The sequence below is a fragment of the Flavobacterium glycogeni genome, assembly GCF_048286775.1.
GTDB lineage: Bacteria > Bacteroidota > Bacteroidia > Flavobacteriales > Flavobacteriaceae > Flavobacterium.
The window spans coordinates 36600-51910 of the sequence record NZ_JBLVPV010000019.1 but is presented as its reverse complement, the minus strand read 5'-3'; the positions used below and the strand labels follow the sequence as shown (position 1 = coordinate 51910).

General features: G+C 37.0%; 11 protein-coding genes. 6 read left to right on the top strand and 5 right to left on the bottom strand.

Features of this window, described 5'->3' with window-relative positions:
* The first annotated feature begins 40 nt into the window (after window positions 1-40).
* Together ACNQGX_RS13920 and ACNQGX_RS13915 are read left to right on the top strand one after the other, a co-directional pair.
* Complete coding sequence (locus ACNQGX_RS13920) at window positions 41-1396, top strand: RagB/SusD family nutrient uptake outer membrane protein (protein WP_417977205.1); 1356 nt, start codon at window positions 41-43, stop codon at window positions 1394-1396.
* Window positions 1397-1406: 10 nt separating this feature from the next.
* Window positions 1407-4031, top strand: a complete 2625-nt coding sequence (locus tag ACNQGX_RS13915; protein ID WP_417977203.1) for a S9 family peptidase — start codon at window positions 1407-1409, stop codon at window positions 4029-4031.
* A 78-nt stretch (window positions 4032-4109) separates the two neighbouring features.
* Here ACNQGX_RS13915 and ACNQGX_RS13910 read toward each other — a convergent pair whose 3' ends face one another.
* The 4 genes from ACNQGX_RS13910 to ACNQGX_RS13895 all read right to left on the bottom strand — a co-directional run bounded on the left by ACNQGX_RS13910 (window position 4110) and on the right by ACNQGX_RS13895 (window position 7590).
* Window positions 4110-4391 (bottom strand): DUF6520 family protein, encoded by a 282-nt coding sequence (locus ACNQGX_RS13910; protein ID WP_417977202.1) that lies wholly within the window; start codon window positions 4389-4391, stop codon window positions 4110-4112.
* 88 nt (window positions 4392-4479) lie between these two features.
* Window positions 4480-6012: a MauE/DoxX family redox-associated membrane protein gene (locus ACNQGX_RS13905; RefSeq protein WP_417977200.1), complete on the bottom strand. Its 1533-nt coding sequence runs from the start codon at window positions 6010-6012 to the stop codon at window positions 4480-4482.
* A gap of 159 nt (window positions 6013-6171) precedes the next feature.
* Window positions 6172-7092 carry a helix-turn-helix domain-containing protein gene (locus ACNQGX_RS13900; protein WP_417977198.1) on the bottom strand — a complete coding sequence of 307 codons (921 nt, stop codon included), beginning with the start codon at window positions 7090-7092 and terminating at the stop codon, window positions 6172-6174.
* Between the two features lie 33 nt (window positions 7093-7125).
* Window positions 7126-7590, bottom strand: coding sequence for a DUF7793 family protein (locus ACNQGX_RS13895; protein WP_417977196.1), 465 nt, complete (start codon window positions 7588-7590; stop codon window positions 7126-7128).
* A 167-nt stretch (window positions 7591-7757) separates the two neighbouring features.
* Between ACNQGX_RS13895 and ACNQGX_RS13890 the strand changes: the two genes are divergently transcribed.
* A complete protein-coding gene (locus ACNQGX_RS13890; RefSeq protein ID WP_417977194.1) occupies window positions 7758-10181 on the top strand; it encodes an aminotransferase class I/II-fold pyridoxal phosphate-dependent enzyme in 2424 nt (807 codons plus the stop codon).
* A gap of 175 nt (window positions 10182-10356) precedes the next feature.
* On the opposite strand, the gene ACNQGX_RS13885 is transcribed toward ACNQGX_RS13890, so the two are convergent.
* Complete coding sequence (locus ACNQGX_RS13885; RefSeq protein ID WP_417977192.1) at window positions 10357-10647, bottom strand: hypothetical protein; 291 nt, start codon at window positions 10645-10647, stop codon at window positions 10357-10359.
* A 668-nt stretch (window positions 10648-11315) separates the two neighbouring features.
* On the opposite strand from ACNQGX_RS13885, the gene ACNQGX_RS13880 reads away from it, so the two are divergent.
* The 3 genes from ACNQGX_RS13880 to mobC are packed head-to-tail and all read left to right on the top strand — an operon-like array spanning window position 11316 to window position 15009.
* Complete coding sequence (locus ACNQGX_RS13880) at window positions 11316-11705, top strand: plasmid mobilization protein (RefSeq protein WP_417977190.1); 390 nt, start codon at window positions 11316-11318, stop codon at window positions 11703-11705.
* Window positions 11693-13009, top strand: coding sequence for a relaxase/mobilization nuclease domain-containing protein (locus ACNQGX_RS13875; RefSeq protein WP_417977189.1), 1317 nt, complete (start codon window positions 11693-11695; stop codon window positions 13007-13009). Before ACNQGX_RS13880 ends, ACNQGX_RS13875 begins: the two co-directional genes overlap by 13 nt.
* Before the next feature lie 17 nt (window positions 13010-13026).
* Window positions 13027-15009 carry a conjugal transfer protein MobC gene (gene mobC / locus ACNQGX_RS13870; protein ID WP_417977250.1) on the top strand — a complete coding sequence of 661 codons (1983 nt, stop codon included), beginning with the start codon at window positions 13027-13029 and terminating at the stop codon, window positions 15007-15009.
* Window positions 15010-15311 lie beyond the last annotated feature (302 nt).

Here is a 15311-nt window from a genome sequence, read left to right as displayed (position 1 = left end):
ACAGGACACCACCGTCCGAAATTATAAAGTGACCTCATTAATGTCTTTACTGTTTTTGGGAATTATTTCCAATATAATGGTAAGCTGCGACAGTTTCACCGAAGTTGACCTTCCTGCTTCACAGTTACCAGCAACGGCAGTTTTTAAAGACAAAGCCACTGCAACGGCAGCAATGGTAGATATTTATGCGAAAATCCGCGATAACGGACTACTCACAGGAAATCCGACTGGGCTTTCGAGTCAGCTTGGATTGTATGCTGACGAGCTCACTTTATACGGTGGTGAAGTAAATTTTTACAACAATGCGATTTTGCCGTCAGGTTATGAAATTTCTGAGTTATGGAACAGCAGCTACAGCCAAATTTATGCCACAAATTCAGTAATAGAAGGAGTTCAAAACAGCACTGCTCTTGCTGAAGCAGACAAAAATGAATTGAAAGGAGAAGCGCTATTTGTGCGTGCACTGCTACATTTTTCTCTATTAAATGTGTTTGGGGACATTCCCTATATCCGCACCACTAATTATGAGCAAAACCGAAGTGTTCACCGCATGCCTGAAAGTGAAGTGTATCAACTTATCAAAACAGACTTAAATGATGCTAAGGCATTATTGCCAGAAGATTATATCACGGCAGAACGGGTAAGACCCAATAAATGGACTGTGGAGGCATTTCTGGCAAGAGTCAATTTATATTTGCAAGCATGGGATGAGGCATCTGAAGCCGCATCAACAGTACTCAACCAAACAGGGCTTTATATCCAAGAGCCGAACATTGATAAAATATTCCTTAAAGATGCTACGACAACAATCTGGCAATTGATGCCTGACCTAGAAGGTGGAAATACCATTGAAGCTGCAACCTTTAGTTTTATTTCGGGACCACCACCAGCGTCAGCGATTTCTGCTGAACTACTTGCTGCTTTCTCAGCTGATGACCTTAGAAAAACACACTGGATTACTGCTGTGACAAATAGTACTGAGACATGGTACCATGCTTCCAAATATAAAGAGCCCTATACTACAGGAAGCTCCAAAGAACATTCGATTGTGTTCAGGCTTGCGGAACAATATCTAATCCGTGCGGAAGCACGGGCTCACCAAGGCGATCTCATTGGGGCAAATGAAGATCTTAATGTGGTTAGGCATACCGCAGGACTTGCTGATACTTCAGCCATTAGCGCTGCTGAGATCATTAATGCTGTTTTAGAAGAAAGAAGACTGGAACTTTTTACTGAGTTTGGTCATCGATTCTTTGATCTTAAAAGGACAGGAATGCTTGACACTGTTCTAACACCAATTAAAACAGGATGGAATAGTACGGACAGACTTTTTCCGCTTCCTGAATCTGAACTTTTGTTAAATGATAATCTCTTGCCTCAAAATGCAGGGTATTAAACTGTTTTCCATGAAAAAAAAGAATGTTTCAAATATGGGTAGAATTCTGCGGTTAGTCAGTTTTTATTTTTTACTAATTCCCTCCCTTATAAATGGACAGATTAAACAAAAAAGGCAACTTACCTCAGATAATTACGATAAGTGGAGTACGCTTTGGCCTAAAAAGATTTCAGATAAAGGAGAATGGGCAAGCTATGCGTTACAGTATGAATTGCATCGGGATACCCTGTTTGTAAAGAAGACAGAAGGAGATATAAAATATGTGTTTCCGAATGGTCATGACGGGATATTTAACAAGGAAGAGTGGTTTGCCTGCCAGATGCATGATACGCTTGCGCTTCAAAATTTAGTTAAAGGCACTATACAGTACACCCCAAATGTCAGTAGTTTCACTTTTACCACCAACGGTAAATTTCTACTGATTTTTTTCAACGAACCTGAAGACAAGAAGCGGATCGTTATAAAGAATATGCAAGGACAAATCGTGGAAAGTATCCCGAATATTAGTAGCTGGAAAATAGATTCCTCAGGGAATTCGATTGTCTATTGTACTGATCTAGGCAAACAATATTCAGTTGGTAAGATTAATTTCGCAAAGCAAATAATTAAAGAATCAATAACACATGATACCATTGCAGGATTTCAAAACCTTGCGTGGCGTGGCAATATCGTTGCTTTTACGCAAAAAGACACCCTTACGACAAAATTATTTTGCTATAACACCAGTACAAAAAAGCTGCTTTCATACAATCCTGAGGGACGTGAAGATTTTCCGATCGATATGAGAATTTCTGATGCATATGGTTCTCTTACGTTGTCAGCCGATGGTCAGCGCGTGTTCTTTTTACTTAAGGAAAATAATATTGTTTCTGAAAAATCCGAAACAACGGTACAGATATGGAACGCAGAGGACAAGCAACTATACGAAAACAGAAAAAATTATGGGTTTTCGTCACTTCGTGACAAGCTCGCAGTTTGGTGGCCACAGAATAACCGAATTCTACAGATAACAAGCAAAGAATTACCGTCAGCCATGCTCAATGGTGATTATAAATATGCCCTTACTTTTGATCCTTTAGGATATGAACCTCAATCTAAGTTTAACAGCGAACGTGATATTTATATTACTGATCTCTCAACAGGAAAACGAAAACTGCTTCTTGAAAAACATTCTGGTGATATCCTGACTTTAATTATGTCTCCCAACGGAAAATATATATCCTATCCCAAAGGAGGGAATTGGTGGATTTATGATGTAAGCAAAGAGAGCCATACCAATATTACCGGCAAGAAGGATGTTTATTTTTTCAGAGAGGATAATAATACGCCAGGAGAAGCCCAGATGTATGGGAATCCGGGTTGGACTGAAAATGACAAAGCCATTTATTTATACGACCAGTTTGATATTTGGGAAATATCGCCTGACGGCACTTCAAGTTTAAAGTTGACACATGGCAGGGAAAAACACTTGCGCTTCAGGATTAATCCCTTGCCTCCTGAACAACAATTTAGCGACAGTTTCCTTGACTTTGCAACACGCAGATTCCATAGTAATGATACACTTATCTTGCAAGCCTATGATAAACACACGGAAACAAGTGGCTATTATTTATGGAACAGGAAAAATGGAGAAAGGCCATTAGTGCAAACCGGAATGAAAACCAGTCATTTTACAAAAGCTGCAAGAAGTGAAGCATTTGTTTATCTCGAACAAAACTATCAACAGGCACCGCGATTAGTTTTTCAATCAAACTATAAGAATAAACAGAAAGAACTCGTGCAAAGTAATCAACAGCAAGAAAATTTCTATTGGGGAAAATCAGAACTGGTAAGTTATATGGTTAATGGGAAACAATTATTCGGTGCGCTTTTTTATCCAGCAGAATACAAAAAAGGAAAACAGTACCCCATGGTAGTTCAAATTTACGAGCGGCAATCGCACTATGTAAATGATTACGTAAATCCTTCTGTATATGAACAGGGAGGATTTAATATTACTAATTTTACCACACAGGGCTATTTTGTCTTGCTTCCTGATATTGATTATCAGTTTGGTGATACTGGAGCATCGGCTACAGCATGTGTAATAGCCGCAACTGACAATATGATCAACAGAGGCTTTGCAAACCCTTCGAAGATTGGCTTAATTGGACATTCTTTCGGAGGATATGAAACTGACTTCATTATTACACAAACGGATAAATTTGCTGCTGCAGTTTCTGGTGCAGCGTGGACAGATTTAATAAGTACTTATTTTTATATTGGGGAAAGTTATCTTAAACCAGAATTTTGGAGGTTTGAAGATCATCAGTTGCGTATTGGAAAATCATTATTTGAAGATCCCTTCAGTTATATCAAGAACTCTCCTATACTACAAGCCGCGAATGTTCGTACTCCATTGTTGGCATGGGTCGGCGCAAAAGATCGCACTATTAATCCCTACCAAAGTATTGAATTTTATCTTGCTTTAAGAAAGCTAAAAAAAAGGCATACTCTGCTAATTTATCCTAATGAAGACCATGCGTTGATGGATGGCTCTAATCAAAAGGACCTGACAAAGCGTATCAGTGAATGGTTTGGTTACTATCTTAAAAATGAAAAACGTGAAATCTGGATGGAAGCAAACCATCCATAAGAGTTTACATAAGTTTTTTTTATTAAAAAAATGCCGTCTGGAGTATTCCGGACGGCATTTTAAAAAACAGTTCTTTAGTTATTGAACAGTTCTTTTAAGCACGTTTGGACAAGATGCCGGATTTTCAGAGGTCAATGCATAAAGGGTAGATCCATCTATGTCTGATGTACAAATAAAGTTTCCGGTGTTGTCACACTTTTGGATCTTTTGACAATTCTGAGGGGCACTTACGTGTTTGTAACCCCATACAGGCGCTAATTTACTATCGCTTTTGTCCATTGCACTGGTTTTCAATGCTCCTGCCAATCCTAATGCAATTACTGCCATTGGCAATGCTAATTTTAAAATTTCAGTTTTCATAATAATTCTATTTATAGTTTATGATCTACTCTTTTTTACAGGTTTTCGATCTAGTCCCTGCTATTTGGCCAATAGATTTTAGTATAAGTTACTTTATATTTTGAGCAATTTTATGATAGTTGGTAGCTATTGATGTTCTAAACTTATAACTCACCAACCGATTGCCGATTAATGCATATAATAGATTATCCTGTACTACAAAATTTTTCATTTTCTTCTCGTCCTCATCATAAATGTAAAAACTAAGCAGATAACTGTTTTCGGGAATGCTGTATAAATCTATGATACTGGCTTGCTTCCACATTTTTAAACTTTCGTAACGACCAGGTATTCCTGAGTTAATGAAAAGCAGATTATTAAATATCGAACATCCTTTGTTTACAATTAATGCAGGCTTACCCAATTTTTTTACACCGTGGTTGTCTATAGTAACAATCTCCAGTTTAGCATGACTCATTGTGTCTATAGTATTACCTCTGAAGTCTATAGTAAGATTACGGTCAGCAACAGTAAATTGATTGCGATAGGCATATAAATAGACAAAACGCTTTAACTGTTTGCTATATACGAGATGTCCATCTGTATCAAAAAGTCCGTCAATTTGTTTCTCCAAAATCTTGGGGTTTAAGATTGTCTCCGAATCATCTTGGAGATTCATCCTCCCGATTATACTTTCCGCGCTACCACGCTTCTGTGTGCGTACTATCATTGTTGTAGAATCGATCGGCTCTGCAAGAGTAAAGTATTCGCTGCCCGTTTTTATCAGACGCGCTTTCCAATCACTTATATTGCCCTTAAATACACAAGGTACTGTTCCGTCAGAAACATAAAAATAGGGTGGTTCTACTCGTAAGGTGACTGCCCTGAAAGGAAGGTCTTTACGGTCTAATTCAATATGAAATTCTGTTTTTTTCTGCAAAGTAGAGTCAAATACAGTAACCAGTAATTGTGCTGTTGAACTTCCCAGATAAACCTTGTCGGTATCGGTCCCAGCGATATAGAATGAATTAAACTGAAGATTCGTATCATGTGTTTTTACAGCTGGAAAGTGTGGAAAACGCCTTATAAAATTGTTACTGTAGTGGGTAATATTTTCGGACATCAGAAATAGTCCAACTACCAACCCAATACTACAAAATGTAGCAATAAAAAGACTAGCCACTGTCACCTTCGAACTTAAGGAACTATAAATTTCTTGCTCACGCTTCCTCAAAATCAATATACCTATTACAGCTAGCAGGACGAATACCACATTAAATAGCAGATGCTCTTTCCAACCCAGTTTTTCAAGAATTCCACCACAGGAACAAGGAATAAATGAACTGTAATTTAAAATGATATATATGTATGCAGTGAACATTACCATGAGACTAAAAGAAGCAAATAATCCTATGAGACGGAATCTAGGAATAGCGAGTAACACGACTATTAACAGTTCTGTTACAGGTACAGCCCAAGAAATATATTCGACGAAAGCGCTTAACAATGGAGATTGTCCTAGTTGAACTTTGAAGTTGACAAAATCAAGCAGTTTACCAAATGCTGCATAAGTAAATAGTAACATGTACAGGTAACAAATTACTCTTACTACTTTATTTTGCCAATGGATAATAGTTTTCATTTCAGTACTTGTGTTAGGTTTATTATGTAAAATTCTCAAAACCTACTCACATAAGTATTATCAAATCAGGATATTGAAATATCAAATCAGGATTTTTTATTTTATGAAAGACCTCCGTTTGTTTCATGAACATCCCTACCGCTACATAAAAACTGGCGTTTATATAGTTGTCGTTTGCCTTTCAAGGTCTGATGGGGAATACCCAAACTTGATTTTGAAAGCTCTTGAAAAATTTGGATACGTAGAAAAACCAGTCATAATAGCAATCGTTTTTAATGGTATTTTGGTGTATTGAATCAGAAGTTGTGCCCGCTTGAGTCTTTCACTATTATAAAATTGTTGTATTGTTGTATTAAATACATGCTTAAAGCCATTCTTTAATTTGTATTCATTAGTACCAAAAATGCGGGAGAGCTCTTTTAATGTTGGCATCGCTGCATCCATATTGGCCAATATGTAATCATAAACCGCTTGTGTTGATTTTACATCTAAATAGTTGTGAATTTTTCGTTCTTCAGCTGTCAAAATTTCTCTTGGCCCCGCTGTTTTTTCGATGGAGTTTTTACTATTGGCAGAAAAGAAAGTAATCATCATTTCTGTGCTTCCGAAGAGCTTGGAAATAGTACAAGGAACTGGAATAATTAATTTTTCAACACTAACGAGTTCCAGTGAAATAATTGTGCTATGGGATTTATTCTCTACTACATCATTCCATACCGTTTTAAATAAAGGAACTGATTCTTTTGCAAGAAGCGCAGTAAAATCCAATTCTACTAGTTCATTGGAGGTATATCCCAAAAGAAGTGGAACATCTACACTAAAGTCTTTTACAGTGAATCTATTATCTATCATGAATGTACTTTGAGCTACATACTGATAGCTGTGATGCGGATTAATATAACCGTAATGAAATACAGATTCTTTCATTTCTTCCGCCATCCAATTTACCAAGATTATCAGTGCTTCCAGTTCGTCATCATTTGCAGTTCTTGGTATGCGGTACGCAAAATTCCCTTCCGCCATTTCCAGAAGCATTTGACAAATATTATTGATACGCTGTTGGTCTATTTCCTGCTCCATAACCTATTAATTAAATTGTTAAAAATTATAATCCTAGACAAATGCTTTCAAAAATTCTAGCGCTTTAGCCTTATCATTAAATACCTTGGTTGGTACTTGAGGCTTACTAATTTTAAGATAAAATGAAATCATTACAATCGATATCGTTTGGTTTGCCAATATACTGACGGCTTTAGTCAGAACAGAGCCATGTTGCGCCAAATAATCTCTGGCAGCTTTGTCAGAATCGGCAATGCCTCTAACATCACATAAAACTGGATATGCCTTTTCATTTTGCATTTGCATTCTATCTGTTACAATACGCTGTGCTGCTACTAAATTAATGACCACATCCGGCTTATACTCAACAAAAAGTATGTTCCCGCTAATCCAGAATTGGGCAAATTCATTTTCAAAATAGTCCTCCATAGTATCTGATCTTTTATTAGAACCTGGCAAATTAGCTATTCCTTTTCTGAGATTAGTTACCAAAAAAAGGTAAAATGTAATAGTAATCAATCATTTTATTATACACATAGCAATTCGGGATTATTACTTATCAAATCGGGATTATCTACAAAGTGGCTTCCATTCTACCCTTTTAAATTCAGAACTTTAACAGTTTAAAATCTAACACTATAGCTTTAAAAGAAACAATATCCACTAACTAAAATATTAGGATACAAATGGCAAAAATAAAACACAACAATTTTATCGATACGGTAGATGAAATGTTATCCGCAGCAAAAAATGAAGGGGCTATTCATCTCTATGCTGAGGACAAAATCCTAAATGGGCGGACCCTTCAAATTAACGGAAAAGAGTTATTTCATTTTGCCACTACCAGCTATCTTGGACTTGAATACTATCCTAGGCTGAAAGATGCTGCCATTTCCGCTATTACGAAATATGGTACTCAATTCCCGCTTTCTAAAACGTACATTTCGCATCCATTATATCATGAACTCGAAACCAAAATTGAGGCTATGTATGATGTACCGGGAATTGTAACCAAGAACAGTACCCTTGGACATTTCGCTGTCATACCAACTGCGATACGAGATGAAGATGGAGTCCTGCTCGATCATCAGGTACACTGGAGTGTCCAAAACGCCTGCCAGCTTTTAAAATTAAGGGGGATTCCTGTTGAGATGATTCGTCACAACAATCTGCAAATGTTGGAAGACAAGATAAAAGAGTTGTCCTCCAAATGCAAAAAGATATGGTATATGGCCGATGGTGTTTATTCCATGTTTGGCGATTTTGCACCCATAACAGATCTACTGGAACTATGCAGAAAATATGCTCAGTTGCAACTCTATTTTGATGATGTACATGGCATGAGCTGGAAGGGGAAAAATGGTACAGGCTATGTTCTTGATAGTCTAAAAGAACTGCCGGAAAATATTATGATTGTAGGTACCCTAAGCAAGACATTTGGGGCCAGCGGAGCGGTCTTCATCACCTCTGATACTAAGTTGCGAAATCGAATTAAGAATTTTGGAGGACCGCTCACTTTTTCAGCTCAATTGGAACCTGCAGCGGTGGCGGCAGCAGCGGCTTCAGCGGATATCCATCTTTCTGCTGAAATTACTATTTTACAGGAAGAACTCGCGCAAAAGATTGGGTATTTCAATTCGCTGATTAAAGCAACATCGCTTCCGATGATCGCCCCCAATAGTTCTCCCGTTTTTTTCCTTGGGACCGCAATGCCACTGACCGCCTATCGATTAGTGCAACGGCTTTTCAATGAAGGATATTTTGTTAATCCAGGGCTGTATCCGGCTGTCCCCGTAAAAAATTCGGGAATCCGTATTACCGTTTCCCGCAACAATCAAGAAGAAGATATAAGGGGACTTGTCCAAGCGCTGGAATACCATTTCCCAAAAGCGCTGGAAGAAACCTCCAACTCGATGCATAAAATTTCAATGGCATTTGGCACTCCTGAAATTACAGAGAAAAAAGAAAAATTGATTCCGCAATCATCGCTCATTCTTCACTATAAAACATCGATAAAAGAAATTGATAAGCAGACTTGGAATACGCTTCTTGGCGGGCAAAGTACATTTGATTGGGATGGACTTTGTTTTCTGGAAGATACTTTTAAAAACTCAACTGATGCTGAAAATAATTGGAGTTTTCACTATTACCTAATTAGTGATACAAATCACGTCCCGATACTGGCCACTTTTTTCACCTTTGGACTATGGAAAGACGATATGCTTGCCCCTGAATCCGTTTCGCAGCAGCTTGAAGAAAAAAGAATCCGAGATCCTTTCTATCTGACCTCAAAAGTTTTAGGCATGGGTTCACTTTTCACGGAAGGGAACCATTGCTACATAAACAGGGCACATCCTTTGTCTGAAAATGCAGTGCTATTACTTTTAGAACAGGTTGAAATTTTAAATCAGAATTTGAGCGCAGACATGTTGGTGTTACGTGATTTTGACGAAGATGTACAACTGAATCGTATCTTCCACAATCAAGGCTTTATAAAAATAAACATGCCTGAAACCTGCATCATAGAAAATGTCTCTTGGAACACTATTGAGGAGTTTGCCTCTACCCTTTCCGCTCGTTCCAAAAAGCACTTTATGAAAGAGATTTTACCTTATGAGAAAGCGTTCGATATCATCATAAAAGAACAATTAACAGCCGATGAAATTACGCAAGGGTATAATTTATACAAGAATGTAAAAAAAAATAATTATGCCGTTAATACATTTACGTATTCGATCGAAGTCTTTAAAAAAATGGCTGATCATCCTCATTGGGAATTTATACTGCTGCATCTAAAAGATACTGAAGATTCACAAAATGTAAATCCTCTTGTGGGGATCCTTTTCTGCTACAAAAACTCAGGTCAAACGTATGTACCCTCTTTAATTGGTATGGACTATGCCGTTCCCAAAAAGTTAAGCTTATACCGTCAACTTTTATTTCAGGGAATTAAACGGGCTCGGGAACTGAGTTATAAAAGAATTGATTTTGGAATTACGGCCACATTTGAGAAGAGAAAGCTGGGAGCCAAAGTGATTCCAAAAGTAGCTTACATTCAGGCAAAAGATAATTTTTCGATGGAATTTATGGATACCATGCAGACCAAATAAAATGTATTTCGTTTAGAAATATAATGTCAATTTATCTTATATTTTTTTTTAGCGGAGTGCTAGTTCAAAATCCGGATTTATAATACTACGATTTATAAATGTTCTATAAAATCGCCAATCATTATTCTGAGTAACAAATTTTTATCACTACTCAATAATTGACTGGCGACTTTTTTTACTTCCCGTCGCCCAATGTATTGAGTTTCTCGCTTAATTCTATAAGCCCGGCTTTCTGCAAACATTCGTCTGCTACCACTTTTAATTCCTGTAAACTCTCTTCAGTAACATTCCCTAATAATGACAACGATTTGTCATCCTCTTTAGCAGACAAACCACGCTCAATAACATGGTTTAGTAACAGTACATTTTTTCGTGAAATTTTCAAATCAATTTTCACTATCTCATTCATCCCAGGCGTGCTCAATATTGTATCAAACACTTTGGCCACATCATTTGTTGTAAGCATAATTTTCACGTTTTAATTAATAATTTACTATTACAAAGGTATAAAGGCGGCTCTGAATTATCATGGGCAAAATATACCTATGATGGGTGAGATTCCTAACGCTTACTTAACTTCGCATTTGATTATACTAATGAACTTAAAAGCAAATTGTTATAGACACTTTTTCCCTTTAAAGAAAGTACCAAAAACCTTCCTGAAAACAGTCAGGACTTTGTTACTTTAAAATCGATTTTTTGCTTTGAAAGAGCACGCCCCTTTAATCGAAAATTGTGAACCAAACCGGCTATGTGATTACTAGGCTGTACCAGTACAAAATTATAGGTAGCGTGCCCTTTCCTTGAGTACTAAGTACAGAGATGAAGATACGCTTTATAAAAACTATACAATTTTAATGATTCTATCTGTAGTACTTCTTACTCTTCGAAATACCGATTTTCCTATATCGGATTTTAAAAAGAGGCCATAAATCAGAAATCTGCTTTTTGAGCATTCTAGAAATATTGAAAAGTCTAATAGACGTTTAAAGTATCCCGAAGATTGCCACGTTCCTGCAATCGGCAAGATGTCCGGTTGTATCACAACCGATATCTTGCTGCCTGGTCACTCGGAACTCGTGGGCAGTGACACTGAAAGAATAAAAGAGTTTGTAAACATGAAAATGATAGATGATGGAAGAGCAAAACAACAACCGAACAAAGTGGCTTCATCTGCGCTTAACCCCTGATGAATACCAAAAAATAGTTGCAGCATTCAGCAAATCGACCTGCCGAAAACTAAGCGATTACGCCAGGAAAAACCTATTACAGAAACCTATAGTAAACAAATATAGAAATGAATCTTTAGACGATTTTATGGCAGAAATGATACGACTGAGAGGTGAACTTAATGCTATTGGGAACAACTTTAATCAGGCTGTAAAAAAGTTGCACACGCTACATCAGATTACCGAATTTAAGCACTGGCTGATCAGTTATGAATTGGAAAAAAAGATTCTTTTTAATAAGGTGGATGAAATAAAAAAACACATTCAAAAATTTGCGGAATCATGGTTGCAATAATCAAAACCGGGCACTCCATCCATCGGATTTTAAACTACAATGAAAATAAAGTTCAGCAAGGTGTGGCCGAGTGTATCGGTGCAGGAAATTACCCTGTCGATATCGAAAAAATGATCTTTACCATGAAACTAAACCGGTTCTTGAAACAGGCTGATTTAAATGAAAATGTGAAACGAAACAGTGTGCATATTTCGCTCAATTTTGATGTGACTGAAAAAGGAATTTCAAAAGAGAAACTAATGGAAATAGCAGATACCTATATGGATAAAATTGGTTTTAGGGAACAGCCCTATCTGGTCTACCAGCATCATGATGCCGGACATCCTCATATTCATATCATATCCTTAAAAGTCAGGGATGACGGTAGCCGGATTGACATGCAGAATATTGGTCGGAACCAATCTGAAAAAGCCAGAAAAGAAATTGAAATAACGTATGGATTGGTTCCAGCTGAAAAGCATAAAAGAGAAAAGGATTTAGGTTTAAAACCAGTTGATGCCAGCAAAGTGGAATACGGACGTACCGACACCAAACGAGCCATAACCAACGTATTGGATAAAGTACTTCAAAATTATAAATACACTAGCCTGCCCGAATTAAATGCGGTACTCCAGCAGTATAATGTTGTAGCGGACAGAGGCAGCGAAAACTCCAGGATTTTTATAAATAGAGGATTGGTGTATCGCATACTGGATGAAGGTGGCAATAAGATAGGTGTTCCGATTAAAGCCAGTGATTTTTACAGTAATCCCACTCTAAAATTTTTAGAAGAACGATTTATTCAAAATGAAAAGGCACGAACGCCCTACAGGTCCAGAATAAAAAATGCGATTGATATTGCATTACTGGATAACAAAAAAATGCCGATTCAGGAATTAGCAAAAGTAGTGGAACTGTCCGGAATCAATATGGTATTTAGACAAAACACGGAAGGTTTACTGTATGGTATTACCTATGTAGACCACCAAACTCAATGTGTTTTTAATGGTAGTGCTTTGGGAAAATTATATAGTGCAAAAGCCATTCAGGAACGTTGTGGTTTAAATGAAGTGGCGCAGCAAAAAACAGCAGTTTCTAAAATTGAAAAATCCCATGAAGCTGTATTGCAAGTAAATTCCAAAGAAATTAGTCATACATTAATCGGTTATGATTCCAAAAAAAATATACCACCTAATAATACTAGCGAGATTGGGAAATTAGTAAACGCACTCACACAGTCGGAACACGATTCCTCCTTCCTGCCGAATCAACTCAAAGGGAAGAGGAAAAAGAAGAAACGAAAAGGGCAATCTGATAACCAATAAAAGATATCATTATGGCTATGCAAACCGGAGAAAACGAACAGGCATTGCGGAAAATACTCGATATGACCCGACTCATCAGTATCGCAATTTTACTACTCCATTTTTATTATTACTGCTATACCGCCTTCCAAGAATGGGGTTTTGTTAGTGAGTTCAGTGATTCTATTTTAGGTAACATACAGCGTACTGGATTGTTCAGTTATTTTCATAAATCCAAGATTTTTACTTTGGGATTTTTATTGATTTCTTTACTTGGAGCAAAAGGGCGTAAAGAGGAGAAATTGAATCATAAAACAGCCTTTGCCTACATCATAACAGGTGTATTAATTTACTTTCTAAGCTATCTATCACTTTTAGTAAAAACAAATAGTACTACAGTAGCAATAGTCTATATCAGTAGTACCACTATCGGATTTCTATTGGTACTTTCCGGCGGTACCTTACTATCCCGAATTATAAAAAACAGGTTGAATAACAACGATATTTTCAATAAAGAGAATGAAACTTTTCCGCAGGAAGAACGATTGCTGGAAAATGAATATTCAATCAATCTTCCGGCACGCTATCATTTGAAAGATAAAGTCCGAAACAGCTGGATCAACATTATCAATCCTTTTCGGGCTTTAATGGTTTTGGGTACACCCGGATCGGGTAAGTCTTATTTTGTAATTCGGCATGTAATTACCCAGCATATCCGCAAAGGGTTTACCATGTTTATTTATGATTTTAAATTTGATGACCTTTCTAAAATCACGTACAATACATGGCTTAAATACAAGCACCTCTATCCTATCCCACCTCAGTTTTATGTAATCAATTTTGATGACTTGACCCGCACACACCGATGCAATCCCCTAGAGCCTTCTGCTATGACAGACATCACTGATGCAGCGGAATCAGCCCGAACGATTTTATTGGGACTAAACAAAGAATGGATAAAAAGACAGGGAGACTTTTTTGTCGAATCGCCTATCAATTTCCTCACCGCTATTATATGGTACTTAAGGAAGTATAAGGAGGGTCAATTCTGTACGCTGCCGCATGTGATTGAACTCATGCAACTGGACTATGACAGTCTGTTTACGATATTGCGCACAGAGAAGGAAATTGAGGTGCTCATTAATCCTTTTATAAATGCCTATCTCAATGATGCCATGGAGCAATTGGAAGGACAAATTGCTTCCGCCAAAATTGCCATGGCCAGACTTTCTTCTCCCCAATTGTATTATGTATTATCAGGAAATGATTTTACTTTAGACATCAATAATCCGGATGAACCAAAGATTGTCTGCATGGGTAATAACCCTCAGAAAATACAAATTTATGGTGCTGTATTATCCTTGTATGTCTCCCGTTTGGTAAAATTGGTGAATCAAAAAGGAAAACTGAAAAGCAGTCTGATTTTCGATGAATTCCCGACTATTTATCTCAACAATATGGACAGCCTAATCGCTACCGCCCGAAGCAATAAAGTAGCTACTTGTTTGGGGATTCAAGACTTCAGCCAGCTTCGCAAAGATTACGGTCGTGAACAGGCTGATGTGATTATGAACATCACCGGAAACATCGTTAGCGGTCAAGTAACCGGTGACACTGCCAAGCAATTGTCTGAACGTTTTGGAAAAATTATGCAAGACAGAGAATCACTATCTATCAATAGCGGTGACACCTCCATCAGCCGTTCCAAACAATTAGAGTCGGCCGTCCCTCCTTCCAAGATTTCTTCCTTAAGTTCAGGTGAATTTGTCGGTATGGTTGCCGATGATCCTGATTGTAAAATTGAATTAAAAACATTTCATTGTGAAATAGTCAATGACCATGATGCGCTAAAAAAAGAAGAAGATAATTATAAAGATATTGCCGTAATTAGGAAGATTGATTCCACGATGGTACAACGAAATTATCTGCAGGTAAAACAGGATATTCAAGAGATCATGCAATCTGAAATCGAGCGGCTACTGAATGATTCAGGGCTGGCTTATTTGGTATTGAAGAAGTGAGATATTAATTTCTTAAAAATGAATTATTAGTTTACTTAAAGGGTTTTAAAAACATAATTAAAACACTTATCTACATTTCATTAATATCATACATCCTCAATAATCAAGTGATTATTAAAGAGAAATTGCTACACAAACTTAACTCATCACATTTGGCATAAAAGCCTAATAACGAAAAGAGTTTCGTTTATTTGTATGATTTTGAAAATTTTATTTACATGTTTAAATCGGTTTACTAAGAAATATAAACTAATATAATCTTATTCTATAAATTTTAAACTGGTATTATAATTCCGCCAATA

Coding starts and splice junctions, on each gene's coding strand:
- ACNQGX_RS13920 (WP_417977205.1), top strand. CDS start 41: ATGTCTTTACTGTTTTTGGGAATTATTTCCAATATAATGGTAAGCTGC.
- ACNQGX_RS13915 (WP_417977203.1), top strand. CDS start 1,407: ATGAAAAAAAAGAATGTTTCAAATATGGGTAGAATTCTGCGGTTAGTC.
- ACNQGX_RS13910 (WP_417977202.1), bottom strand. CDS start 4,391: ATGAAAACTGAAATTTTAAAATTAGCATTGCCAATGGCAGTAATTGCA.
- ACNQGX_RS13905 (WP_417977200.1), bottom strand. CDS start 6,012: ATGAAAACTATTATCCATTGGCAAAATAAAGTAGTAAGAGTAATTTGT.
- ACNQGX_RS13900 (WP_417977198.1), bottom strand. CDS start 7,092: ATGGAGCAGGAAATAGACCAACAGCGTATCAATAATATTTGTCAAATG.
- ACNQGX_RS13890 (WP_417977194.1), top strand. CDS start 7,758: ATGGCAAAAATAAAACACAACAATTTTATCGATACGGTAGATGAAATG.
- ACNQGX_RS13885 (WP_417977192.1), bottom strand. CDS start 10,647: ATGCTTACAACAAATGATGTGGCCAAAGTGTTTGATACAATATTGAGC.
- ACNQGX_RS13880 (WP_417977190.1), top strand. CDS start 11,316: ATGGAAGAGCAAAACAACAACCGAACAAAGTGGCTTCATCTGCGCTTA.
- ACNQGX_RS13875 (WP_417977189.1), top strand. CDS start 11,693: ATGGTTGCAATAATCAAAACCGGGCACTCCATCCATCGGATTTTAAAC.
- mobC (WP_417977250.1), top strand. CDS start 13,027: ATGCAAACCGGAGAAAACGAACAGGCATTGCGGAAAATACTCGATATG.